This window comes from Oceanobacillus sp. FSL K6-0118, assembly GCF_038006665.1.
GTDB classification, from domain to species: domain Bacteria; phylum Bacillota; class Bacilli; order Bacillales; family Amphibacillaceae; genus Oceanobacillus; species Oceanobacillus caeni.
On the sequence record NZ_JBBOVR010000002.1, the window covers coordinates 207,359 to 232,012 of the forward strand.

At 36.2% G+C, this 24,654-nt stretch carries 21 protein-coding genes and 1 pseudogene; 2 read left to right on the forward strand and 20 right to left on the reverse strand.

Annotated features, from left to right (window positions below):
- Positions 1 to 92: 92 nt before the first annotated feature.
- The 6 genes and pseudogenes from MHI02_RS17595 to MHI02_RS17620 form a co-directional block, all read right to left on the reverse strand.
- Positions 93 to 455 (reverse strand): annotated as a pseudogene (locus tag MHI02_RS17595) (thymidine kinase); the annotation flags it as partial.
- Between the two features lie 367 nt (positions 456 to 822).
- On the reverse strand, positions 823 to 1,179 hold the full coding sequence (locus MHI02_RS17600) for a CPCC family cysteine-rich protein (protein WP_257457503.1): 357 nt from the start codon (positions 1,177 to 1,179) through the stop codon (positions 823 to 825).
- A gap of 14 nt (positions 1,180 to 1,193) precedes the next feature.
- Positions 1,194 to 2,084 carry an SAR2788 family putative toxin gene (locus MHI02_RS17605; RefSeq protein WP_257457505.1) on the reverse strand — a complete coding sequence of 297 codons (891 nt, stop codon included), beginning with the start codon at positions 2,082 to 2,084 and terminating at the stop codon, positions 1,194 to 1,196.
- A gap of 27 nt (positions 2,085 to 2,111) precedes the next feature.
- Positions 2,112 to 3,011 (reverse strand): S8 family serine peptidase, encoded by a 900-nt coding sequence (locus tag MHI02_RS17610; protein WP_341166179.1) that lies wholly within the window; start codon positions 3,009 to 3,011, stop codon positions 2,112 to 2,114.
- Between the two features lie 593 nt (positions 3,012 to 3,604).
- Positions 3,605 to 3,766, reverse strand: coding sequence for a hypothetical protein (locus MHI02_RS17615; RefSeq protein ID WP_257457509.1), 162 nt, complete (start codon positions 3,764 to 3,766; stop codon positions 3,605 to 3,607).
- A 70-nt stretch (positions 3,767 to 3,836) separates the two neighbouring features.
- On the reverse strand, positions 3,837 to 5,498 hold the full coding sequence (locus tag MHI02_RS17620) for an IS1182 family transposase (protein WP_341166180.1): 1,662 nt from the start codon (positions 5,496 to 5,498) through the stop codon (positions 3,837 to 3,839).
- A gap of 178 nt (positions 5,499 to 5,676) precedes the next feature.
- Here MHI02_RS17620 and MHI02_RS17625 point away from each other — a divergent pair, with 178 nt between their 5' ends.
- Positions 5,677 to 6,132 carry a DMT family transporter gene (locus MHI02_RS17625; protein WP_257457299.1) on the forward strand — a complete coding sequence of 152 codons (456 nt, stop codon included), beginning with the start codon at positions 5,677 to 5,679 and terminating at the stop codon, positions 6,130 to 6,132.
- Between the two features lie 454 nt (positions 6,133 to 6,586).
- Here MHI02_RS17625 and MHI02_RS17630 read toward each other — a convergent pair whose 3' ends face one another.
- The 9 genes from MHI02_RS17630 to MHI02_RS17670 form a co-directional block, all read right to left on the reverse strand.
- The gene (locus tag MHI02_RS17630) at positions 6,587 to 7,207 is read right to left on the reverse strand and encodes a thymidine kinase (RefSeq protein WP_257457294.1); all 621 of its coding nucleotides are present in this window, start codon (positions 7,205 to 7,207) and stop codon (positions 6,587 to 6,589) included.
- Between the two features lie 234 nt (positions 7,208 to 7,441).
- A complete protein-coding gene (locus MHI02_RS17635; RefSeq protein WP_047186689.1) occupies positions 7,442 to 7,687 on the reverse strand; it encodes a type B 50S ribosomal protein L31 in 246 nt (81 codons plus the stop codon).
- Between the two features lie 191 nt (positions 7,688 to 7,878).
- Entirely contained in the window at positions 7,879 to 9,159 is a 1,281-nt protein-coding gene (rho, locus tag MHI02_RS17640; protein WP_047186729.1) for a transcription termination factor Rho, read from the reverse strand.
- A gap of 1,440 nt (positions 9,160 to 10,599) precedes the next feature.
- The gene (locus MHI02_RS17645) at positions 10,600 to 11,886 is read right to left on the reverse strand and encodes a UDP-N-acetylglucosamine 1-carboxyvinyltransferase (protein ID WP_047186686.1); all 1,287 of its coding nucleotides are present in this window, start codon (positions 11,884 to 11,886) and stop codon (positions 10,600 to 10,602) included.
- 392 nt (positions 11,887 to 12,278) lie between these two features.
- Entirely contained in the window at positions 12,279 to 12,920 is a 642-nt protein-coding gene (gene fsa, locus MHI02_RS17650) for a fructose-6-phosphate aldolase (RefSeq protein ID WP_047186685.1), read from the reverse strand.
- A 107-nt stretch (positions 12,921 to 13,027) separates the two neighbouring features.
- Positions 13,028 to 13,882 (reverse strand): class II fructose-1,6-bisphosphate aldolase, encoded by an 855-nt coding sequence (fba, locus tag MHI02_RS17655; RefSeq protein WP_047186684.1) that lies wholly within the window; start codon positions 13,880 to 13,882, stop codon positions 13,028 to 13,030.
- A 105-nt stretch (positions 13,883 to 13,987) separates the two neighbouring features.
- Positions 13,988 to 14,368, reverse strand: a complete 381-nt coding sequence (locus MHI02_RS17660) for a response regulator (RefSeq protein WP_225344061.1) — start codon at positions 14,366 to 14,368, stop codon at positions 13,988 to 13,990.
- Positions 14,369 to 14,555: 187 nt separating this feature from the next.
- A complete protein-coding gene (locus tag MHI02_RS17665; protein ID WP_047185117.1) occupies positions 14,556 to 14,813 on the reverse strand; it encodes a hypothetical protein in 258 nt (85 codons plus the stop codon).
- Complete coding sequence (locus MHI02_RS17670) at positions 14,782 to 16,020, reverse strand: IS91 family transposase (RefSeq protein WP_341166181.1); 1,239 nt, start codon at positions 16,018 to 16,020, stop codon at positions 14,782 to 14,784. The genes MHI02_RS17665 and MHI02_RS17670 overlap by 32 nt, the downstream gene beginning before the upstream one ends.
- Positions 16,021 to 16,248: 228 nt before the next feature.
- Between MHI02_RS17670 and MHI02_RS17675 the strand changes: the two genes are divergently transcribed.
- Positions 16,249 to 17,478: an IS4 family transposase gene (locus tag MHI02_RS17675; protein WP_047185988.1), complete on the forward strand. Its 1,230-nt coding sequence runs from the start codon at positions 16,249 to 16,251 to the stop codon at positions 17,476 to 17,478.
- 281 nt (positions 17,479 to 17,759) lie between these two features.
- Here MHI02_RS17675 and MHI02_RS17680 read toward each other — a convergent pair whose 3' ends face one another.
- The 5 genes from MHI02_RS17680 to rpoE all read right to left on the reverse strand — a co-directional run bounded on the left by MHI02_RS17680 (position 17,760) and on the right by rpoE (position 24,441).
- Positions 17,760 to 19,169: an ISLre2 family transposase gene (locus MHI02_RS17680; protein WP_341165774.1), complete on the reverse strand. Its 1,410-nt coding sequence runs from the start codon at positions 19,167 to 19,169 to the stop codon at positions 17,760 to 17,762.
- 343 nt (positions 19,170 to 19,512) lie between these two features.
- Positions 19,513 to 19,980: an IS200/IS605 family transposase gene (gene tnpA / locus MHI02_RS17685; RefSeq protein WP_216884347.1), complete on the reverse strand. Its 468-nt coding sequence runs from the start codon at positions 19,978 to 19,980 to the stop codon at positions 19,513 to 19,515.
- A 273-nt stretch (positions 19,981 to 20,253) separates the two neighbouring features.
- Entirely contained in the window at positions 20,254 to 21,477 is a 1,224-nt protein-coding gene (locus tag MHI02_RS17690) for an MFS transporter (protein WP_204797970.1), read from the reverse strand.
- A 485-nt stretch (positions 21,478 to 21,962) separates the two neighbouring features.
- Entirely contained in the window at positions 21,963 to 23,570 is a 1,608-nt protein-coding gene (locus MHI02_RS17695) for a CTP synthase (protein ID WP_047186674.1), read from the reverse strand.
- A gap of 322 nt (positions 23,571 to 23,892) precedes the next feature.
- Positions 23,893 to 24,441, reverse strand: a complete 549-nt coding sequence (rpoE, locus tag MHI02_RS17700) for a DNA-directed RNA polymerase subunit delta (protein WP_341166182.1) — start codon at positions 24,439 to 24,441, stop codon at positions 23,893 to 23,895.
- Positions 24,442 to 24,654: the final 213 nt, after the last annotated feature.

Consider the following 24,654-nt stretch of genomic DNA (forward strand, 5'->3'; position numbering starts at 1 on the left):
ATTTTAAATATGAGCGTCCTTCAGATGTATAAAAAGAACCCTATAGCCCAGACATTTTCAACGTCTACGCTATAGGGTTCTTTTTAAATGCTCTATTCCGTTACTTCTAACATGCTTTTCCATATGTTATTTGTCGGCTTTTTTGGGACTTCATGATGATGACGGCATCTTGGTTCATAGGATTCAGATGCCCCAACAAGAATAACAGGATCATCGAAAGAAGCGGGTTTGCCATTAATTAGGCGTTGCCTACGGCTTGCTGGTGAACCGCAGATTGAGCAGATGGCATTTAATTTTGTAACCGATTCACTAACTGCCATTAATTCAGGCATTGGACCAAAAGGTTCTCCACGAAAATCTGTATCTAATCCGGCTGCTATAACACGAACACCATTATTTGCTAGCTGTTCTGCAACTTCAACGATAGAATTATCGAAGAATTGAGCTTCATCAATTTAGTTCCCTATAATACGTTTACGTTTATGTCTACCATTATAAAAAAACGTATATTCTCTCTAATTAAAGTTTTTTGCAACTCTATTTCATTTAGCGTGCTCCTCTTATATTATGTCTATAAAATTACCACACGGTACTACTATCATTATTTCCAATCAATTTCTCATAAGGAAAGATGTGTAAGGGAAAGACAGTTTTATTAAAGTAGGCTAAAAATGAAAAAGTAAGGATTTCTCTAAAAATGGAGAACCCTTACTTTTTCATTATTTTATAATTTAATAGCTTTAATATACTTCTATGTGCCCCTCATTGGAAAGCTACTATTTTTGAAAAGAGAGTTTCGTTAGATATGTAAAGCATTATATATCAAAGTTTAAACCCTTCAAGAAATGTGAGGTTATCTAATGGTAGATTCAAGCGTTTCAACTGTTTAATCAGTATTTCTGGTTTGACCTTTCCATTTTCTTGGAATTCTTTTGGAAAGTTTTCTGGGTGACTGACTACTGCACCATCTTCAATCCACTGTTTTCGGTATAATTGAAAAGCGGCTTCTTTCATTTCATTAGGTACAACATTATATCCTAAATCTACTTCATGATCTTCGCTATACCCGTATTCAAAATGGCAACAAGGACAGATATCATAAGAAGGATTGAAATTCTTTCCGTATGGTTCTTCATCTAAACCGTCATATCCACATATGGGACAAGTATAAATCTTCATTTAATTTCACCAACCTATTGATTATTATAATAGTTTCTAGCTTTTTTCTTCCAGTCTTTTTGACCGTATTTAGGTTTGAAAAAGGTTTTTATAACATCATTTTTCGATAATGAAATAAATTCTCCTGTATTGGTATTATATTTAACGATATCTCCTGAACCATCTTTCTTCTTTTTACTCAAAACATTTTTACTGGTTGAACCAGCCAAACTTTGAGCTCTTTTTAAATAGCCTTCCTTTGTCAATCCAGGAAATTCCTTTTTATGTTTTTCCCAATGATCATTGAGTTTTTTAGTGCTGGAAAATTTTATTTTTGATAATGTTTTTCCAGAAGCCTTTTTCCCATATTTCTTCGTAGCATTGTTTACAGCACTTTTCCCATATTTTTTAATTGCCCATTTTACACCATGTTGAGCTACCTTAATAGCCACAACTATTAAAGGATACCAAGAAGCCTGAAATTCAGCGGTATCCACATCAAATTGCTCTCCTGTATCAAGATCAGTGAAAATAGCTTTAAATTCCTCACCATTAATATCAGTAACTTCAATATCAAAATTATACTCAATCAATTCTCCAGTTTCTTCATCTTCAACTGTAGTTGATGTAGTTATTTCTTGATTGTCTAAATCTATACTCATTTCATTTTCTGCTTCAACACCTTCTGTTTCAGCAGAGGAGTGGATTATTATTGAATCCGTGTCATTATCTTTATAACTACCTGTTTCAATTACATCGTCTAACTCATTTACAGCTAAATCATCATCTATTTGTTCCTCAATTTCAGTAAAATCAATTAAATTCTCTTCCAAATCCTCACTAGAATCTTGTGCTTGAACAAATGATGGTGTCAAATAACTAAATAAATAAACAACAATTAAAAAATTCACAAAAAACCTTTTCAAAATTTTACTCCCCTTATTATATTAATTTTAATCATCGAATTTAAGAAAACCACTCCCATATGAATTATTTCCTAATTTCCCTTTTGGTAATTCTGCATAATCTATTAAAATATCTCTATAATTATCTTTATCTATTTTTTTCTCACTTAAAAGGATAGCAATTATAGCAGTAGCATAAGCAGTAGCAAAAGAAGTCCCACTAAGTCTTTCTTGTTCAGAAAGCCATCCAATCCTGACAGCTTCTATATCCACACCTGGTGCTACAAAGTCAATTTTTCCTTTTGCAGCATACTTAAAAAGATTCATTTTCTCGTCTACAGCAGATATTGATAATACTTCTTCATATTTAGCAGGATATTCTGTATACATTCCAAATGTGTTACCAGCGGACGCAACAATAATGATTTTATTTTCGACAGCTTTTTTAACTATATCGTGTAGTCTACTATCATCGTTTTCTATACCAAAGCTCATATTAATAATATCTACTTTCTGGTCTATACTCCATTCAATAGCTGATATAACTTCATCCATTTTTGCATTCCCATTTTCGTCTAGAATATTTACATCATAGATAATAGCTTGAGGATATAATCCTTCAACATTGTCCTTATTACTCTTTTCACTAGCAATGATACTTGCTACTGCTGTTCCATGCCCAAAACTATCTCCCGTATACCTATCAGGTGAAAAGCGTTTTTCTACCTTTACACGTGCTTCCTGTTCATCAATACCACTATCTATAATTGCAATCTTTATTTGCTTTGGATTATGTATTGGATTAATAGCTTGTTTATCGATAGAGCAAAGTGCCCAATTTTTACTACAATCTATTAAGACGTTATCTTTAAAGACCATAAATATCGTCATACATATTAAAAAAAATAATAGAGAGAAAACTAATATCTTTTTTCTCAGTTTCATCATTCATTCCTCGTTATTAAAATATTTCTAATATATTAATACATATACCTACTTTTAAACTCAACAAGAAAACATTAATTATCACATCCTCCTTTTTCATTAGAATTGTGAATTTGATACGTTACTTATGAAAGATGTAAGTAGGTTATATTGGAAATACTCTGATTATACATTAATACATAATATATCACTGTAGTAATAGAAATGTAAACAGAAAATATAGGAATGGAATGGAAAAAATAGACAATAGCTAATATCTTATCAAGGTTGATAGTTAAGGGCTCCTTTTGTAAAAAGGGCTGGGTTGACAAATGTTTATAGCTCTTGCTTATCGTATAAAGAGTACAAAAGAAAGGAAGCAAGAAGTCTATTAGCTTCAACGTATCAGGGGCCGTAAAGAATCACTTAGCAAACACCATACGATGAAAAAGTAACTCCTGATGAATAAATGAACTTCGAAAATTATTTTCGAATAAGTAGGTGCAATAATCTACCAGTATCATAGGATGCTTATCTCACAAGATCCCTTAATTTCTATAGCATCTAATAAATTGTTTAAAACCTATTCTCACTCAAACCCTTTTGCGAGAAACTACTCAATCAATACTTATTCCATATGCTTTTAATTTACCGTATAGTCTTTGACATTCTCCCAGTATCTTTTGATTTTTAATTTTCAATTCATCTATATCATCTTGATAGACAGTTGTTTTCATGATCTGTCTTTCTAGTTTCTTTTCTATATTTCGAACCCTCAATTTCTCTCTCTCAAATTTTTCATTAAGTTGAATTATTTTTTCAGAACAAATATCTGAGGCTGGGACACAACTAGCCAAAAATAGTAAAATAAAAGGTTCCAGGCAATAAAAAATTTGCTTGGAACCTTTTTTGTGGCTTTTTTCCATCTTCCGCCACTATTTTACCGTCCATGACGGCGTTTTTTCTCAAGTTCACCGCCATCAACGCAAATGCTAGTTCATTTTTCACCTTCTGTTTTCCCCTGACAGAAAAACGAGTGAAACCCAAATTAGCCTTCAGAAAACCGAACACTGGTTCTACGTCAATTTTACGTTTACCGTAAATTTCACCAGTTTTCTCGTCTGAAAGCTTCGTACGTACATATTCTTTTTGGGCCTCCCACTTTTCGTTCATGTAGACCGTTCGGTTGTTCCCTTCTTTTGCTTTCGTGCATAAATCGCGGAGTGGACAGCCCGAACAGTCCTCACATTCGTACACTTTAAATTCACGGGTGAATCCGTACCTGTCTGTTCGTTTGGAATGATGGCTAAACCGTACCTTCCGTCCATTTGGGCACAGAAAGGTATCTTCGTCCTCCTTATAATCCCAATTATCTACATGAAAAGCGTTGTTCTTATGCTTCTTTTTCTTCTCCTTTCGATATTGATTGTATGTAATAAGTGGTGTCCGATTTCGGTTCTCGATGACATCTTCATAATTCTGTTCACTGCCATATCCTGCATCCGCGACAATGTGTTCCGGCAGTTCGAAAAAGTTTTCTTCAATCAAGTCGAGAAAAGGAATTAAGGTGCGTGTATCTGTTGGGTTTGGGAAAACATCGTAAGCGAGCACGTATTGACCTTCCGTTGCAATCTGGACATTGTAACCGGCTTTCAATTGACCGTTCTTCATGTAGTCGTCCTTCATGCGCATAAACGTCGCATCCGGATCCGTCTTTGAATAACTATTGCGATCACCGAAAATCTCCATATCGTTTTGATACTTTTGTTTGCGAGTGATGAAATCCATCAATTGCTTCCGAGATTGTTTTGGTAATTTGCGTTCAGAACGGAGCTTTTTCCGTTCACTCCCAACTTCAGATGCTTTAATTGCTTTATTATATTCCTCGATTTTCTCGTCTAACTTTTCGACTACTTCTTCCATTTCTTTGACGGAAAGTTCCTCTGCTTTTTCTCGCTCTATTGCTGGGATAATCTCCTTCTCTAACAGCTCATCATACAGTTGATGGGACTTTTCCATTAGCTTATCACTATATTTTTCAACGGATTTCCGCCACACAAAGGTGAACTTATTTGCGTTCGCTTCGATTTTTGTACCATCAATAAAAATCGCTTCCTCTTCAATCAATTCCTTTTCCACGAGCTGATTTCGGAACTGGACAAAGCATTCACGTAGTATGTTTTCAATGAGTGGATTAGAACGGAAACGATTGATGGTGCGATAGCTGGGTTCATGTCCTTGAGCCAACCACATCATGCGGATACTATCCTGTAATAAAGCTTCTATTTTACGACCAGAAAACGCGGATTGCGTATACCCACACAAAATGATTTTCAACATCATACGAGGATGGTACGCAGGACGGCCGGTTTGTCGTACGAAGTCCTCGAAAGCCTCTTCCGGAATACTCTCGACAAGATCATGGATCGCAAAGGCAATATCGTTTTCTTTCAATTTAATTTCTAAATCTAGCGGCAAAACTACTTGGTTCATGGTATAATGTTTAAACATAAGGACACCTACAAAATTATTGTTTGCTCACTTTAATTTTATCAAAAGGTGTCCTTTTTGGTTATTAAAATAACGACAAAAAAGGCGTGGGGTCTACACTTTTATAGTGTAAGCTCCAGCGCCTTAATTTTTAATTACTGGAGTTTTGTCCCAGCCTCTTTTATATCCTTCTCTATTTTTGTCCTTAGAACATGTTTTTCTCCCCAAAGTTTATAATTCCAAATTTTTAGCACAAGAAAAATACGGATTTCTTCCTTTCACAGTTTATACTATCATCGCTGGTTCCATATTTATGGTGATATTCTTACCAGGATTAGGATCCGAAATATCTAGTGCTTCTATGTCTTCAACTCTTGCTGTAATCTATTTAGGATTATTTTCTACTGTCCTTCCTTACTTTGCTCTAGCATACGTAACATCTAAAGTCGGTGCTGCAGAAGCAACAAGTTCACTTTATTTGACACCCCTTGTTGCAATAATTATATCATGGGTTTGGTTGGGTGAAATACCAACCCTACTTTCAATCGTGGGGGGAGTCTTAACATTAATAGGAGTCAGTATATCAAACTTAAAAATTAATAAAAGCATTGAGTTAAAAACGACACAAAACAAATTTGATAAAACAGGTATTTAACCAAAGGAAATTAAATTGTTTAGCATGTAGATCTTTTATAACTGTTTGTGATATCTTCATAAATTAGAGAATTACAAAGGGGGGTTGGAATCACCATGTTTTCCAAACCCTCTTTTATTGTTTAATAAGTAATACAATTCCCCTCTAATGCGCACTTAATAATGTATAAACATGGACAATACCCACAGAAATAAGGATCATTAATGTAAAACCTATTATAGTAACCAAATTTAGGTTTGATTCCTTCCAAACTAATACCATGTGAATAGCTCCAGCTACTGTTCCAAAAAATCCATCGGTATCATTACTTGCATCCTGTAAAAAACGATGCTGCTTGAACTGGAATTAGCTATGCAACTCTAATTGTTTTAAATATGAGGCCTTTAGTGTATAAAAAGAACCCTATAGTCTAGACATTTTTAACGTCTACGCTATAGGGTTCTTTTTAAATCCTCTATTCCGTTACTTCTAACATGCTTTTCCATATTTTATTTGTCGGCTTTTTTGGGACTTCATGATGATGACGACATCTTGGTTCATAGGATTCAGATGCTCCAACAAGAATAATAGGATCATCGAAAGAAGCGGGTTTGCCATTAATCAGGCGTTGTGTACGACTAGCTGGTGAACCGCAGATTGGGCAAATGGCATTTAATTTTGTAACTGATTCACTAACAGCCATTAATTCAGGCATTGGACCAAAAGGTTCTCCACGAAAATCTGTATCTAATCCGGCTGCTATCACACGAACACCTTTATTTGCTAGCTGTTCTGCAACTTCAACGATGGAATTATCGAAGAATTGTGCTTCATCAATAGCAATAATATCGACATTAGGATTGATGTGATCAAAGACTTCTTCTACCCGGTTAATTGGCTGGGCCATGGTAGACATTCCATTATGAGAAACGATATCCTTTTTATCATAACGATCATCTATAGCAGGTTTAAACACTTGCACCGTTAAATGAGCATAAGTAGCGCGGCGAACTCGACGAATGAGTTCTTCAGATTTTCCAGAAAACATACTGCCACATATTACTTCAATCCAGCCACTTTGTTTCATTACATACATGGTAGAGAACCTCACTTTTTAATATTACAAACGCAAAAAATTAAATTTTCATTTATTACAAACCTTCATTAGTTTACCACGAATTAGGTTAATTTAAAGAATTTTTATGGAAATCTTTCTACAAAAAAGCGAAAACAGGCAAAATAATGGTATTTTGCCTGTTTTTTTGATAGTTGGAATGAACGATTCCAGTTTTATCAAGCTAGTTCCACTCATTAAGCTAGAGTTTCCCTCTTATTTCATATTATATTTCTTCTTGAATCGATCCACACGTCCGCCGACTTTATCAGCTTTTTGTTTACCAGTGTAGAATGGGTGTGAATCAGAACTGATTTCAACTTTAATCAAAGGGTAAGTGTTGCCATCTTCCCATTCAATTGTTTCGTTAGAAGATCTTGTTGAACCAGTCAAGAATTTGAAGTCTGAGCTAGTATCTAGAAATACTACTTTTCTGTACTCAGGATGAATTCCTTCTTTCATGCTTTTCCACTCCTTATGCCCTGAATCCCTTGGAAACAGAGTTATTTTAAAAGGGTTTTTAAAAAAGTACTATAAGTTCCTTTTTAAAAGTACCTATTTAAGATTCGAATATCTAAACTCACATTTATAAATTATACCAGCGTCGTTTCTTGTTTGCAAGGGGGTCCGTTAAATTTCTTTATAAGACCTAACTAACGCCTCATTCCCTTTCTCTTCATTTCTTCATCCATGACTTGATAAAATTCCTCATTAGACTTGGTTGATTTTAGTTTTCTCAAGAAACGGTCTAAGAAGTCATGGTTATCTTGCATCGTTTTACGTAGCATCCATACTTTGTCCAAATCTTCTTTTGGAATAAGTAATTCCTCTTTACGTGTACCAGATTTCAGAATGTCAATCGCTGGGAAGATTCTTCTTTCTGCAAGATGACGGTCTAGGTGAAGCTCCATATTCCCAGTACCTTTAAATTCCTCATAGATGACATCATCCATTCGTGATCCGGTATCAACTAAGGCTGTAGCTAATATCGTAAAACTTCCACCTTCTTCGATATTTCTTGCTGCACCGAAGAAACGCTTTGGACGGTGGAACGCGGCAGGATCAATCCCCCCAGACAATGTTCTACCACTCGGAGGAATAACTAAGTTGTACGCACGTGCTAAACGTGTAATACTATCCATTAAAACAATAACATCACGTTTATGTTCTACGAGACGCATCGCTCTTTCCAACACAAGCTCAGATACTTTGATATGACTTTCTGGTATTTCATCAAACGTCGAACTTACTACATCTACGTCAGGACTTACAGAACGTTCAATATCCGTAACTTCTTCTGGGCGCTCGTCCACTAACAAGATAATCAATTTTGCTTGTGGATGATTTTTAGTAATGCTATTTGCAATTTGTTTAAGTAGCACCGTTTTACCAGCTTTAGGCGGGGCAACAATTAATCCACGTTGTCCAAAACCAACAGGAGTCATTAAATCCATAATACGTGTAGACAATTGTCTATTGTCTGTTTCCAATTGCATAAAACGATCTGGATATAAAGCAGTTAATGCCGGAAAGTGAACCCGTTCCTTGGCTGTCTCAGGATCCTCGCTGTTAACCGCATCAACATGTAATAACCCATAATAACGTTCATTTTCTTTCGGAGGCCTTACTTTTCCGGAAACTTTATCCCCATTTCTCAAATCAAAACGACGGATTTGTGATGCCGAAATATAAATATCCTCCGCACTTGGTGAATAGTTGATTGGTCTTAAAAACCCAAAGCCTTCTGAAGGAATGATTTCCAATATACCATCCATAAATAAGTACCCATCTTTTTCAGCTTGCGCTTTTAAAATAGCAAAAATGAGTTCTTTCTTTGTTAATTTAGCATAATAAGAAATTCGATATTCCTTTGCCAGTGCATATAATTCTTTTAAAGTTAACGTCTCTAATTGAGAGATTGTTAATGCTGACATATTTTCACCCTCGTCCATTCCTTTACCATCTTCTGCTTAAGATGAATTATTATTTTGAAAAGTCAAACTATCATTAAAAAAGACGGCTTACATTTATATCATTAAAAGACATTTAGAGAAACTCGCATTTGCTTTGTTTATAGGTCCCCCTGGATTTACTCATGAACATAACTTCCTCTAGCTCCTTTAGAGGATTACTGATTCTCTGAATAACCTTGTAACACGACGAGCATAGTAGCTTTTCATTACTTGATCATTAATTCTTTATGACAAAATACTTCCTAGCTAGCGCTTAATTTTATTCTTTACTAATACGAAAGAAGACTTAGTATTTGCATAGACTTTGGCGAATACCTCGTTGTACTTATACAGGAAGAAAGTTTTATACTCTCTAATCGCTAAAAATGATTTATTCTACTTCTTTTTGAGAAGGTTAAGCCCTTTGCGAAGAAAATAATATGGAAGTAAAAATGAAGAAACCTAATCGGTGTTTATTTCCTTTTTCGTTGTTTAAAGTTAAACAATACAATCTTACCCTTAAATTTACTCTAATTCAATACTTTTTCGTTGGGGTATTCATTAATTTTGTGGAAAAATATCAGTTTCATAGTTTTCATATAATTGGAAAGGAAGCTAGAGAAGGTCTAGCTCCCCCTTACTATCCTTTATTAGAAGACTAATTTTGGCTTCTTCAGGAGTCTTTTCCCGTCATGTACTGCCCTTTACATATTTACTACTGTTTGACTCAATTCTCTCCATAAAATAAGATTACTATACATTTACTAGCTACTTAATTAATTCGATAAAATTCTTTAAAATCCTTCTAATTTTGTAAAAAAATATAAAATGAACCCTTTATTATCTCTTTTTCAATAGAAATGAAAGTATAAAAATCTAGGCTTTATCATGCAAATAGCCACGTTCGGCTCTAGCGGCAGGCGAGATTTCCTTTATCTTTTACGATAGGAAAATGTCCGATTAAAACCGCCGCTATGCGCAACATCATCGAACCACCTGACATGGACCAGTCATACGTTACTATGATGCACAGGTCGTGCTAGTACAGGTGTTACGACAGACGTCTCTTTCCTGGCCTTTAAGGGGGCTTACGCCTTTGCTTCTTTTTAAGTGCGTTTTCAAAAAGGAGGGTGAAAAGGATCGTGGTCTGCTAAAGGCGCAATGTCCTATAAACGCTGCCTCTACACAGGGGTATGTCCACGTTAGCCGCAAAGGCTGTTTTTAGTTGGCCTTCTTTTAATTCGTTTCCTCCGCATCACAGTTCGATGCGTTGTAGCTTTGAGTATTAGAAAAGGCTTCTTCGATTGCACGTCACATGTAGAAAAAATGCTTTTCTTTTTCAAAGACGACGTGACGGAACTTAGTCGAAGACCCTTAGTACCAAAGAGTCATTTTCACCGGACTTTTGAACAACCTCTATCATTATAAATTTTGAAATTGGGTAATTTCTACTTCATCCATTTCTTCCCGCCAAATATTCGCACCAAGGTCGCCTAGTTTTTCAGTTATACGTTGATATCCCCTATCAATATGATCTACACCGGTTATTTCCGTTATTCCGTCGGCCATTAAACCTGCGACAATCAAAGCAGCTCCCGCACGAAGGTCTGAAGCCTTCACTTTAGCCCCTTGAAGTTTTGTAGGACCACTTACAATGGCGGAACCACCCTCTACTTTTATAGCAGCATTCATACGTCTTAACTCATCAATGTGTTTAAGTCGAGCAGAATAGATAGTATCCGTTACAACACCAGTATTTTCAGCTTTTGTTAATAGCGCCGTAAAAGGTTGTTGTAAATCCGTTGGAAAGCCTGGGTAAACCAAAGTTTTAATGTCAACACTTTTTAGTGTGTTTCTTGGAGCAATCAATAATTGTTCATCGCTTTCCTCCACACGTACCCCCATTTCTCTAAGCTTTGCAAGTAAAGCTTCTAAATGGTTGGTGATGACATTATCAATAATCACTTCTTTACCTTGTGCTGCAGCAGCTATTGCGTATGTCCCTGCCTCAATTCGGTCTGGAATAATCGTATGTCTACAACCGTGAAGTTCCGGTACTCCCTCAATCCGTATCACATCGGTACCGACACCTTTAATCTTTGCACCCATATTCGTTAATAATGTTGCGACGTCAATAATTTCAGGCTCTTTTGCCGCATTCTCAATAACCGTCTTCCCTTTTGCTCGAACCGCTGCGAGCATAATATTAATCGTTGCGCCAACACTAACGACATCAAGATAGATTCTTGCTCCTCTTAGTTCTTTTGCACGTAAATAAATCGCACCTTGTTCATTAGTTACCTCTGCGCCAAGTGCTTCAAAACCTTTGATATGTTGGTCTATCGGTCGTGGCCCTAAAAAACAACCACCCGGGAGTCCAATTACCGCCTTATTAAACTTACCTAACATGGCGCCCATAAAATAATATGAAGCCCTTAATTTCTTTACCTTTCCATTTGGTAAAGGCATGTCCACCATCTTTTCCGGATTAATCATAATCGTTTGTCCATCCCAACTTACGTCCCCACCAATTTCTTCTAAAAGGTCACTTAATAGTTGGACATCTGAGATATTTGGTAATCCTTCAATTGTTACAGGGGAATTCGCTAAAATCGAAGCTGGTAGAAGAGCTACTGCACTATTTTTCGCACCGCTAATTCTTACTTGGCCATTTAGCTTATGGCCACCTTCAATTAATATTTTTTGCATGTGTAACCCTCGCTTTATGCGTGTTCAAAAAGGAGGATGAAAAGGACCGAGGTTGGCTAAAGTCACAACGTCCTGGGGCTCCGATTACTCGCCCCACCGTAAAGATTTGTTGCAACGCCGACACTAGCACGTCCTGTGCGTCGCAGTTCAAGGCGGCGCAGCTCCCGTTACCGGAACGTATTCAGTTAATACGTGAGGAACGGTGAGTCTTGCCAACTAGAAACGTCGAAGTGTCATTTTCACCGGACTTTTTGAACAACTTCTTTTAGAGGTCATTTTCCTCCATTTTCATATGTATGACAAAGGAGATAAGAAAGAGTTAGAGCGAATAATCTATTCGCTCTAATTATATCATTTACGATAAGCCTTTATTTCATTCAATTTTCCACAAACTATTTATTCCAGTCAGCTAAAAACTTCTCAATTCCTTGATCTGTTAATGGATGTTTGACAAGTTGAGCTAATACATTAAATGGTACCGTTGCAATATCTGCACCATTTAGGGCTGCTTCCGTAACATGCATTGGATGACGAATAGATGCAGCGATAATTTTTGAATCAATTCCGTGAATATCAAAAATTTCAGCGATGTTACGAATTAAAGTCATACCGTTTTGACCGATATCATCTAGACGTCCTAGGAATGGTGAAACATATGTGGCACCAGCACGTGCAGCAAGTAATGCTTGGTTTGCGTTAAAAATTAACGTAACATTTGTTGTAATTCCAAGATCTGTTAAAGCTTTGGTTGCTTTAAGCCCTTCTAAAGTCATAGGAAGTTTTACAGTAATGTTTGGTGCAATTGCTGCTAGTTCTTTACCTTCTGCAATCATTCCTTCAGAATCTAAAGAAATAACTTCTGCACTAACAGAACCTTCTGTAACCTCTGCAGTGATCTCTTTTAGACGATCGTGGAAATCAACACCTTTTTCTTTTGCAACAAGACTAGGATTTGTTGTTACTCCACCTAAAACACCAAGTGCATTTGCTTCACGAATTTCATCAATATTAGCTGTATCAATAAAAAATTGCATGTAATTTCACTCCTATTTAGAAAAGTTTATACATCATTTACCATTATATACGATAAAACGACGAGTGGATAGGGGTATTCCCAATCCATTCGTCGCAATATGTTGTTTTATGCTTTACCAGATGAACCGAATTCACGCATTTTACCTATAACAGTTTCTTTGATAGCTTCTGTACCAGGTCCTAGATATTTACGTGGGTCATATAAATCAGGTTTTTCTTCTAATGTTTTACGAACGGCAGCAGTTTGTGCCATTTGGTTTTCTGTATTTACATTAATTTTAGCAGTTCCTAATGAAATTGCTTTTTGAATATCTTTAGTTGGGATACCTGTACCACCATGTAGTACTAATGGAATTTGTACAGCGTTTAAGATTTCTTCCATTTCTTTAAATCCTAGGTTAGGTTCACCTTGGTATGGGCCATGAACAGATCCAAGTGCAGGTGCTAAACAATCGATTCCTGCTTCTGTTACAAGACGTTTACATTCGTTTACATCAGCGTACATAATTCCACCGATAACACCGTCTTCTTCTCCACCTACAGTACCTACTTCAGCTTCAACTGATACGCCGTGAAGATGTGCAAGTTCTGTTACCTTTTTAGTAGTAGCAATGTTTTCATCAATTGGGTCATGAGAAGCATCAATCATTACAGAAGTAAATCCTGCATGAATAGCCGCCGCACATTTTTCAAAACTTGAACCATGGTCAAGATGGATTGCTACAGGAACAGTTGTACCGTAAGATTCCATTAAAGATTTAACCATTGCTACAACAACATTAAATCCACCCATATATTTCCCTGCACCTTCAGAAACTCCTAAGATTACAGGTGATTTTTCTTCTTCTGCCGCTTGTAAGATTGCTTGAATGTATTCTAGGTTATTGATATTAAATTGACCTACCGCATAACCATTTTCTTTTCCTTTTTCAAGCATTTCTTTCATAGATACTAATGGCATATGATATCCTCCTCTAGTGAATTCGTTCACATAAGTTGTACTTTTTTACTACATAAATAGAATACCAACTTGTCCCATTAGGTGCAAGCTTTTAGAAACCACCGTTTACTTCATTTTTCCTTGATTCCTAACAATGTCATGAACCTTTTCTACAAACTCATTTATATTGAAAGGCTTTGCAATAACTGATTTAACAAGCTTAGATTTCATCGCCTCTGATGCGATATTTTCCACGAGGCCACTCATCACGATGGCAGGAATTTCCACATTATCTTTCTCTAGTTTTTCTAATACTTCCGTCCCATCCATGATTGGTAATTTATAATCTAAAATCATTAGATCGAAACTATTAACACTAATTTGATCTATCGCTTCCTTACCAGTGGTCGCTTCCTCTATCTCGTATCCTTCATTTTTCAAAATTTCTTTAAGTAGTAATCTAATCCCCATTTGATCATCTACTATTAGAATTTTAGACTGGCTCAACAAAATCCCCCCTCATATCAAAATCAACAAAAACTTTCATAAACCCACATTTTTTCTCCCAGTACATCCATTTCTATATTTATGTGGGATTTTCCTGCCAAATTTACAAATTACCCTAGTAAATTAAAAATTTTATCAATTCCAAGAACAAAAGCGCTAACGCGCCTTATCACGTCCCAAGTGAGAATTAATCACTTGGGATATTTCTCGCTTCTAACATGGTGCCATTACAGTAGGGGCAATGTAATTCTACTTCTTCTCCCTCTTTTTTATCCACACTAAATTCACCGATAATATATTCAGGAACTTCATCGGTTTTATTACAATCAATACATTTAAAAATCACCATCTTTATTTCTTCATTCAAACCAAAGGGATCGTCTTCATTTAACCACCCTAAGTTTTCTGCCGAATTATCCCGTCCTTTTTTGTTGGACAATACCATATTTTTTACATCTCTCCTTTTCTACTTCCTCCATGTAGTAATAAATCCATCCGTAATCACTATGCCATATTCCTACAAGGTCCATTTGTCTTCCACAATGTGGACATTGAAATGGGTCGTTTTCAAATGACTCCATCATTCGTTGACGGTATGTTTTCTTTTTTCTTTTCGTCTCCAGTAATAATGAAATTTGTTTTGTCCTCATGAACGCATATAAACTTAATACTTGTTGTGCTTTTCGATGGGATCTTCTACTATACAATCCATATCTACCAACCATACGAAAATGCTTAGGAGGGACGTGTTGTAGTATTTCAAATATAAACCTGTAAACGGGGATCTTTTTATCTACTCTTTTACCAGTACGATGATCTTCATACCAATAATGGACCGTATCTCCGTCATATTCTACGATACGGTATTCCGCAATTGCTGGTCGTGCTAAATATCGCCCAATGTACCGTGCTACTCCTTTGGCGTTTGTTATTTTCTTTTCTGCATTTACATAAAATCCCTTAGGGTATCTTTGGTATAAATCATTCACCAATTCATTCACTTTTTGATTCCCAGGAAACCATTTTTTCACTAAATCTAACACTACTTTTTGCCATGATTTCCTTAAGTACTCATATGGAATATATCCACTTGATACCCACTCTTTCTTATTATCTAATGCCCCTTCTGTTACCAATGCATGTATATGGGGGTTGAATTTTAAATCACGTCCAAAAGTATGTATTACTGTAATAATACCCGAGCGTAATCCTCTTTTTTTACTTCTGTGATAATTATGATATTGAAAAACTTCCGCCACCTGTTTACTTAATTCATTAAGCTTTTTACGATCTTCAAAGAACACATTCCTTAATTCTTGAGGAATAGTAAATACCATATGACGATGAGGTACATTAAAAATCATTTCCTGTTGTTTATCCGACCAATCATCCGTATATTTTTTCCCACAACGATGACAGAGTCTACTTTTACAAGTGAAACATACAAATTTAGGTAAGGAATTACCTTCACAACCTAAGCATTCATAACGTGCAAAGCCCATATCACGGGTACCACACTTGATGGTCTTCTCAACAGTTTCTTTTATATCATTACGATAAGATTCGGGAAACCTTCTATCGTGCAAATCCCAAAATCCTGCAAAATGATCTTTTAGTATTTCTTTTATAACACCTGTACCTTTTTTCATCATCTTTGTTCTCTCCATCAGTAATAGTTAAATTTTAACATAAACTTATCCACAACCAAGAAATTTTATAGTTTCCCACTAGTGTTGCATAAAGTTTTCAGGAAAAAGTCAAGCGAAACCTTTTGTGTCAATATTATTAATAATGGGAATTTTCACTATAAAAATCCATAAAAAAACCTTATAATTAGGGTATGGTAGTCCTGTCCAAATCCCTAACTATAAGGAGCTCACATGGACAATCATACCATAAAAACTGTATTCAAGGAATACATTCATCCATTAGATTCGAAAGTAATACAAAAAATGCTTGATCACGCTCAAATTGATAAATATGTCAAAAAGCTTGATGTACTTACATTTATGAATACATTTATTTATGCGCAGTTGAAGCAACTAGATAACCTTCAGCGGATAAGTGACACGATAAAACGCAAGAAAACTGTCCAAAGATTAGTTGGCATAGAAAGCATTAGTAAATCACAGCTTTCCCGAAAAAATGGGGATATACCATCCGAGATTTTCCAGGTTATCCTACATCATTTAATTCAAAAACTTCACCATATACTTGGACCAAAAACGGCAGGCAAAGCACTTGGAAAGCTTCATCTGATTGATTCATCAACGATTTCGATGTGCCTTAGTCAATATGAATGGGCAGATTTTCGAGATACAAAATCGGGTGTGAAAATGCATACTTCCATTACTTTTTGCGAGGGCATTTCTTACCCAAATGAAGTCATTCTCACACCTGCAAGACCTGCAGATGAAACACAGCTAGATTCATTAATCGTATTAGATAAAAACGTTCTTCATGTATTTGACCGAGGCTATTTCAATTTTAAAAAGTTTGATACCTACTGTGCAGAAGGTATTCGATTTGTCACACGAATTAAAACGAACACGGTCGTACATGTCATCGAGGAATTACCGATTGATTCCTCTTCACCGATCACCCGTCATGCGGTAGTAAAGATCGGAAAGATGAAGAACCCGCTGCAACTCGTTGAAACTGTAGACAGTAAAGGAAATCAGATTCGAATTGTGTGTAATGATGCTAAAGTCAGTGCACAGGAAATGAGTGATCTCTACCGCAACCGCTGGCAGATAGAATTATTTTTCAAATGGGTCAAGCAGCATATGGTTATTAAAAAACTATATGGAAAAAGCGAAAATGCGGTATATAATCAAATCTATTTGGCAATGATTTCTTTCTGTTTAACCCTTTTAATGAAAAACAAAATTGGCTATAAAGGGACCTTGCTGGAAATGTTGCGTTGGATACGGGATTTCTGTTCTCACTCCATCACAACCCTTATCTCTAAAGTATTCAAGGAACCTGAGCGATCATCCCGTGGCCGACGAAGGCTTGATCACGAAAAGGTCTTTCAAGTAACTGTTGCACAATACGAATTAGGAGATGTTTTGCTCTTAGACGATTTAACCTATGACCCGATTATTTAAAAATATTATATAATATTCAAAAAATGGATGAAGGACTACCTTTAGATCCCTGTTATCTTTTTTTCATAAATTAAATATAATATATATCAGAAAATTTCAACATTCAAATCAAAGACACAAATTGTATGTGTCAAGTTTTTCTCGGTGTGTCTTTCACACCAATATCTTCGGCACTCTATTTTTGTACACTTTTTCGGCTACCGCGCGACCTCCGTCGCTTGCTGTCCCCAATTTTTAGGTAACGTTCTAAAAACCAAGAACCTTACCTAAAAATCAGGGAGTTAACTAAAACTTTTTATTAACTGTCCAATAGCTGATGAATGAGCTGTATTTAGGCTTATTTTGCCTTGTTTTACTCCTATTGATGGTTGTGTCACCTGGCGTAGGAATTCTGTCATACGAACCGTCTTTTTCACGTCACGCTGCTTTCTAACACTTCGTTTTTGATCCTTCAGATATACAGATCGTAATGTTTTATTTAGAATCCCTTGCTTAATTTTCACCATTGCTTCACTACCTTCTGAACTCCAATGCATTCCACGCTTTTTCATTCGGAATGAAATATGGCGTTGGTTGGATTCCATTGCGCCCATGCCTCTTGCGTCTTTAGGTGGATTCTCAACTTTCTTTCTCCAATCAAAAATCCGATCCCAATTACCGCCAATATATTTACGAAAAACCTCTGCTTTTTCCAGTTGTTTATCCGTTTCTAAAGTACTCTCAAATGTATCCATCCAACGTGTAAAATCATCAAGATTGTGCTCTTTGATTGCCTTTTGTACACCATCCTTAAACTGGCTCTTTTTAGCTCCAAAAGTTCGGTTCAACGCCTTGGAAATATGAAAGGAATCCAATTGATTTAAAACTGGATATTCGGACTGTGAGAAAGCTTCTTGAAAACGTTCTGCAGTATAGCCTTGGCCACCATCACTATTCGTAACCACTTGAGTCTTTTCTAAGGAATAATGATTAGCCGTATACGCTTGGACTTCTTTCCAAAAATCATTCGTTGGTTTGGTTGTCATGATGACCTGTGGATTCTTTAGTGAAATGCGCTTTCCATTTCTACACCAACCTTCGTGGAGTACCGCATGATGGACTTCGTGACTTGTCTTTTTCTTTGTTCCACGCACAAATACACCATCTGCCTCGGCAAATAAAAAGTCTAATTCTTCTCCTTTTGGTAAATAGGCAGCCTCCTCTAATTCAACTAACATTTCCTCATCGGCTTTTGCTTGTGCTTCTCCTACACGTTTCACTATACTTCCCACAGTTGTGTGACTTAGGTTTACGGCAGTCCATTCCCTTAATATACGTGCCGTTTCTCGATACGTACTCTCACTAGCCAACTCTGCCACTTTTACTTCAACCAAAGGACTGTGTCGTTGGTACTTTCTAAATCCAATCCACTCATCAAAGGGATAATGTGCCTTCCCATTCTCATCGTGCATTAATGTATGAGTAAAACGAACCGCCCCAAAGATAAACTGAATCGTCTTTTCATCCTCTCGTTCCACTGTCCAACCCTTACTTTGCAATTCTCTTTTAATTGTTTGATTAAGCTGTGTAAAAACGTTACCCATCAGTGTTGTAAGAAGATCATATAAACATATTTGAACTTGTTCCTCAAAGTCAATTAAATTATTTGTACCCTTTAATAAATCACTTATTTTTGATATAATTGTATTCATGAAAAGGCCTCTTTCTAATGTATTTGCCTGGTAGCATACATTAATGATAGAGTGCCTTTTCTTTTTTTTCTAGAATTTAGTTTCAAATCCTCGAGAACTATTTTACACATAGACACAAATTAAATGGTTGACTTCTATAATTATTTTTTATGCAACGCTAGTGATAGTTTCCTAAACAACAAGAAATTTTATAGTTTCCTAAACAATCATGACCACCCGTCCAACGGGTGGTTTGCACAACGGCTATAAGCCTATACTACCGACCAGCGTCTCAAGGCGCTGGCTTTCATATAGCATTCAAGCCTCATTGTCGTTGCCTCTTTTGCTAACCCCTGAAGGAGTGTTAGTATTTCTTGCCACCCTTAAAAGGGTCTTCATATTCTTTTACACTTAATTTATCAAGTGCAATATCATGTTTTTCTTGCTCTTGAATGTATTTTCTAATGGTAGCTTCATTCAAACCAACTGTACTTACATAATATCCTTCAGCCCAAAAGTGTCTATTTCCAAACTTATATTTTAAATTTGCATGCTTATCAAATATCATTAGAGCGCTTTTTCCTTTTAAATATCCCATAAAATTTGATACTGCTAGTTTTGGTGGAATACTCACTAACATGTGAACATGATCTGGCATAAGATGTCCTTCGATTATTTCTACCCCTTTATATTTACAAAGTGTTCGAAGTATCTCGCCTATGCTCCTTCGATATTGATTGTAAATTATTTTTCGTCTATACTTTGGAGTGAACACAATATGGTATTTACACAACCATTTTGTGTGTGCCAAGCTATTTGCTTTATTGGCCAATTTACTCACTTTCCTTTCTATATTTAGAGGCTTGAACAATCTCTATTATAGAAGAAAGTGAGTTTTTTGTTTGGTATAACCACTTGTTACCCACCCGCATAGCAGGTGGTTTTCTGTTTCGCACGCTGCCGCGTACTCAACGGACTAAAGTCATAATAAAAAAGACACACAGTAAACGAATTTGCTTACTGTGTGTCTTTTGTATATTAACCCAATTGAATCCGTCTTAACGAGTCCGTTCCACGGTAATACCTTCATAATCCTGAGTATGGTTTAACTTTGTACAGTTTCTACCACGTTTCCTTTTCTGCTAGCTTTCTCTTTATTTAGGCTCAGCATGATGAGGAAGGAGATGATATAAAGAATCGCTAAGTAAATCATTGCCATTGTCATATTATAATGTTGTAAAATAAATCCAACTAAAATTGGAGATAACCCACCAACTGCACGTCCAAAGTTGAAAATTGTATTCGTTGCAGTACTGCGAATTTTCGCAGGATAAAAACTACTTATTAACGCTCCATAGCCAGCAAACATTCCGTTCGAGAAGAAACCTACGATCGCACCACCAATTAATACACCCGCACTACCTGTTGCGAATGAGTAAAGAAATACTGCACTAGCAGAGGCAAGTAGAAACAATCCATAGGCACGCTTTGCACCAAATTTGTCCATAATCATTCCAAAGGTCAACATCCCAATAATCATACCGACCGCAGTACTAATCGTCCAAAGTGCAGAGCTTGATACAGATAGCCCCTGTGATTCTTGGAGCATAGAAGGAAGCCAAATCATTAAACCATTATATCCAGCAATCTGAACAGTTGCCATAATGGCTAAAGAAATCGTTGTAATTGCTATTCTTGGTGTGGCAAACAATTGAATTAATTTACCTTTTTCTTTCTTTTGTTCCTCTTTATTATCCTTTTGTGCTTTCAACCATTCCGGAGATTCGTCTAAGTTTCTTCGTACGATAAAGGCAAAAATAACTGGAATCACACCAACTAAGAATAATGCCCTCCATCCAAAAGTAGGTAGTATCATGGCACTTAAAAATGCTGCTAAAATCACTCCGTATTGTGCCCCAACACTTACATAAGATGAAGCTCTTCCTTGTTTACTTTTAGGCCATGCTTCTGCCACTAATGCCATTCCAATTCCATATTCTCCACCTGCACCAAGCCCAGCAATAAACCTAAAAATATATACCTGTTCTATACTTGTCGCAACAGCAGTTAATGCTGTTCCAATTGCAAATAAGAAAATCGTATACGTGAAAACTTTCACACGGCCAAATTTATCCGCTAAAATCCCAAATATCATTCCACCAAGCAACATTCCAATATTTGTTATGGAAGAAATAAAACCACCAGTTGCAAGATCGATATTAAATTCAGCAACAATCATAGACATTGCAAATGATATGAACATAATATCCATACCTTCTAATGTCAAACCAGTTACGGATGCTACTACTGTTTTTTTACGATAATCCATCGTTTTCCCTCCATATTCGTATCATGTGTTTTTTTTAGAAAGGAAAGGATAAAACCTTCCTACTCCATTTGTGAAGCAAGGGAGGGAATGGAAACTTATCTAACATTTCCATTCTCTTTTCAAGTCTCACAGAACTTTGATTTAAAAGAGATTAAATCAAATATATTAAAAATGCCCTTTTGTCTCAGAGACAAAAGGGCATAAGAAAGCATACTTCTATTCCGTGCACCCTTTTGGCCTCTCTGGACCCAATTAAAGGTTTTATTTGTACTTATACTATCACGTTAGTAATTTAGTTACAATAGAAAATTTTGGTTTTAAGATCACTTTAAAATCTGGTATTCAAGAAATCAATGGGTTAATGCCGTGATTACTAGATTAGTCTCTTCGATTAACGAATTCATGAGCACAAGTATCGAATTAATTTTTTACATCTTAACCTAAACAAAAACCCCGAACCAATTTGTTCAGGGCTTTGACTATTTTTACTTTTCCTTTTGTTCAACAGATGCACCAATAAAGCCTTTAAACAAGCTTTGCGCTCTTGTTGGACGTGATGTGAATTCAGGATGGAATTGACAAGCAACAAACCATGGATGATCTTTTAATTCGATTGTTTCAACTAATCTTCCATCTGGGCTTGTACCAGAAAAAATAAAGCCTGCTTCTTCCATTTGTTCACGGTAATCATTATTAAATTCATAGCGATGACGGTGGCGTTCTTCCACTAAATCCGCTCCATCATATGCCGCTTTTGCTTTCGTTCCATCCACTAATTTACATGGATAAGCACCTAAACGAAGTGTACCGCCTAAATCCTCTACACCTTTTTGCTCCGGTAAAAGGTCAATGATTGGGTGTGGAGTTTGTGGATCAATTTCTGAAGAATGTGCACCTTCTAATCCAAGAACATTACGAGCAAATTCTACCGATGCTAACTGCATTCCAAGGCAAATCCCGAAAAATGGGATGTTATTTTCACGTGCATAGCGGATAGCAGAAATTTTACCTTCAATTCCACGATCACCAAATCCACCAGGAACTAGAATTCCGTCTACGCTTTTCAATTCTTCTTTAATTCCATCTTCTGTTAATCTTTCTGAATTAATCCAATGTACATTAATGTCAGCATTGTACACATAACCAGCATGTTTTAAGGATTCAACAACAGAAATATACGCATCTTGAAGTTCTACATATTTACCTACTAAACCAATATTAACGGTTTTAGAAAGATTTCTTACTTTGGAAACAAGAGTTTTCCACTCTTCCATATTTGCCGGACTACAATCTAAGCCAAAGTGATCACAAGTTAATTGGTCTAATTTTTGTTCTTGTAATGTAAGTGGAACTTGGTATAGTGTATCCGCATCAGGCATTTCGATAACAGCCTTTTCATCAATATCACAAAATAGGGAAATCTTTTCTTTCATTTCTTTGCTAATTGGTTCTTCTGTTCGAAGTACGACAACGTTAGGTTGAATACCTAAAGAACGTAATTCTTTTACACTATGTTGGGTTGGTTTTGTTTTTAGTTCTCCAGCTGCTTTAATATATGGAACAAGTGTACAATGTACATACATCACACTGTTTCTTCCCACATCATTTTTAATTTGGCGAATGGCTTCTAAGAATGGTAAAGATTCAATATCACCAACCGTTCCACCAATTTCCGTAATAACGACGTCTGCTTTCGTTGCCTCTCCAGCACGAAATACTTGGTCTTTAATTTCATTTGTTATATGAGGGATAACTTGAACGGTACCACCTAAATAGTCGCCGCGTCTTTCTTTTCGTATCACACTAGAATAGACCTTCCCCGTTGTAATATTGCTATATTTATTTAAATTAATATCAATAAAACGTTCATAATGGCCCAAGTCTAAATCTGTTTCTGCTCCATCTTCTGTCACGAAAACTTCACCGTGTTGATATGGACTCATTGTACCCGGATCAACGTTAATGTATGGGTCAAATTTTTGAATCGTTACTTTCAGACCACGGTTTTTTAATAATCGGCCTAGTGAAGCAGCTGTTATGCCTTTTCCAAGTGAAGATACAACCCCACCTGTTACAAAAATATACTTCGTCAAAATTCATCCCTCTTTCTTAGGTTGTTACTTAAACCTATTTTGTACTAATAAAACAATAAAATGAGTTCTAATGGAAAAAATCTGCAATCAATCAAAAAACCTTCCCTGTATTTATTATGAGAAAAACACGGAAAGCCAAAATGATCTATACAGATTCTAAGGTTACTGAGTAAAAAATAAAAAGCGCCTCCCTTAAAGCCAGTAGGGAGACGCTATGTTCCTGTCAAATAGAGCCCAAGTAAAATTGTACTCACTAGTTCAATAAAAGTCAATAATTGTTTTTAGAGGTTGTTCAAAAAGTCCGGTAGTAAAATCCCACCGTTTATTTCTCTTCCTCTTCTTCGTCGTCATCAAGCTCTTCATCGTCGAATTCTTCATCTATCTCTTCTTCATCCTCATCAAAGTCATCGAATTCATCTAAGTCCGGATCTAATTCCTCATCATCTTCGTCCAGATCCTCAGCTTCGTCATCGAAAACCTCATCGATGTCTTCATCTTCAAGAAGATCGTCTTCCTCCTCGAAGTCCTCTTCTTCATCAATTTCCTCTTCTTTACGCTTTTTCTTCGTTGCCTTTTTCTTTTTCTTCTTAGGAGTATGTACTTCTTCGTCTGCTTGCTCGATTGGGTACCAACGTTTTAATCCCCACATATTAGAACCTAATGTTGTGAATCGTCCATCGACGTTTAAATCTGTATAAAATTGTGCTATTTTTTCTTCCTTTTCGGCTTCAGAAAAACCTTTTACTTCTGCAACTTTGTCAAAAACGTCCTTGAAGTGTAGGGCTTTTTTCTCTTCTTTTAAGATAATACTTGCCAATTCTAACATGGACATATTTTCAATTTGTTCCGGGCTATAATCTTTTAAGCTCACGGTTAGCACTCCTTTGACTTGTATAATGATGGCTTAAATGCCTTCTATGTTTAACCATTGTAGAAGGTGTTCAAAAAGTCCGGTAAAAATGACACTTCGACGTTTCTAGTTGGCTTGCTTTTCCGCTCCTTGGAAAAGCAAACCACTTTTCCGGCGTGCAAGGGCGTTTGCTCACGTATTAACTGCATACGCTTCGCTGCCGGGAGCTACGCC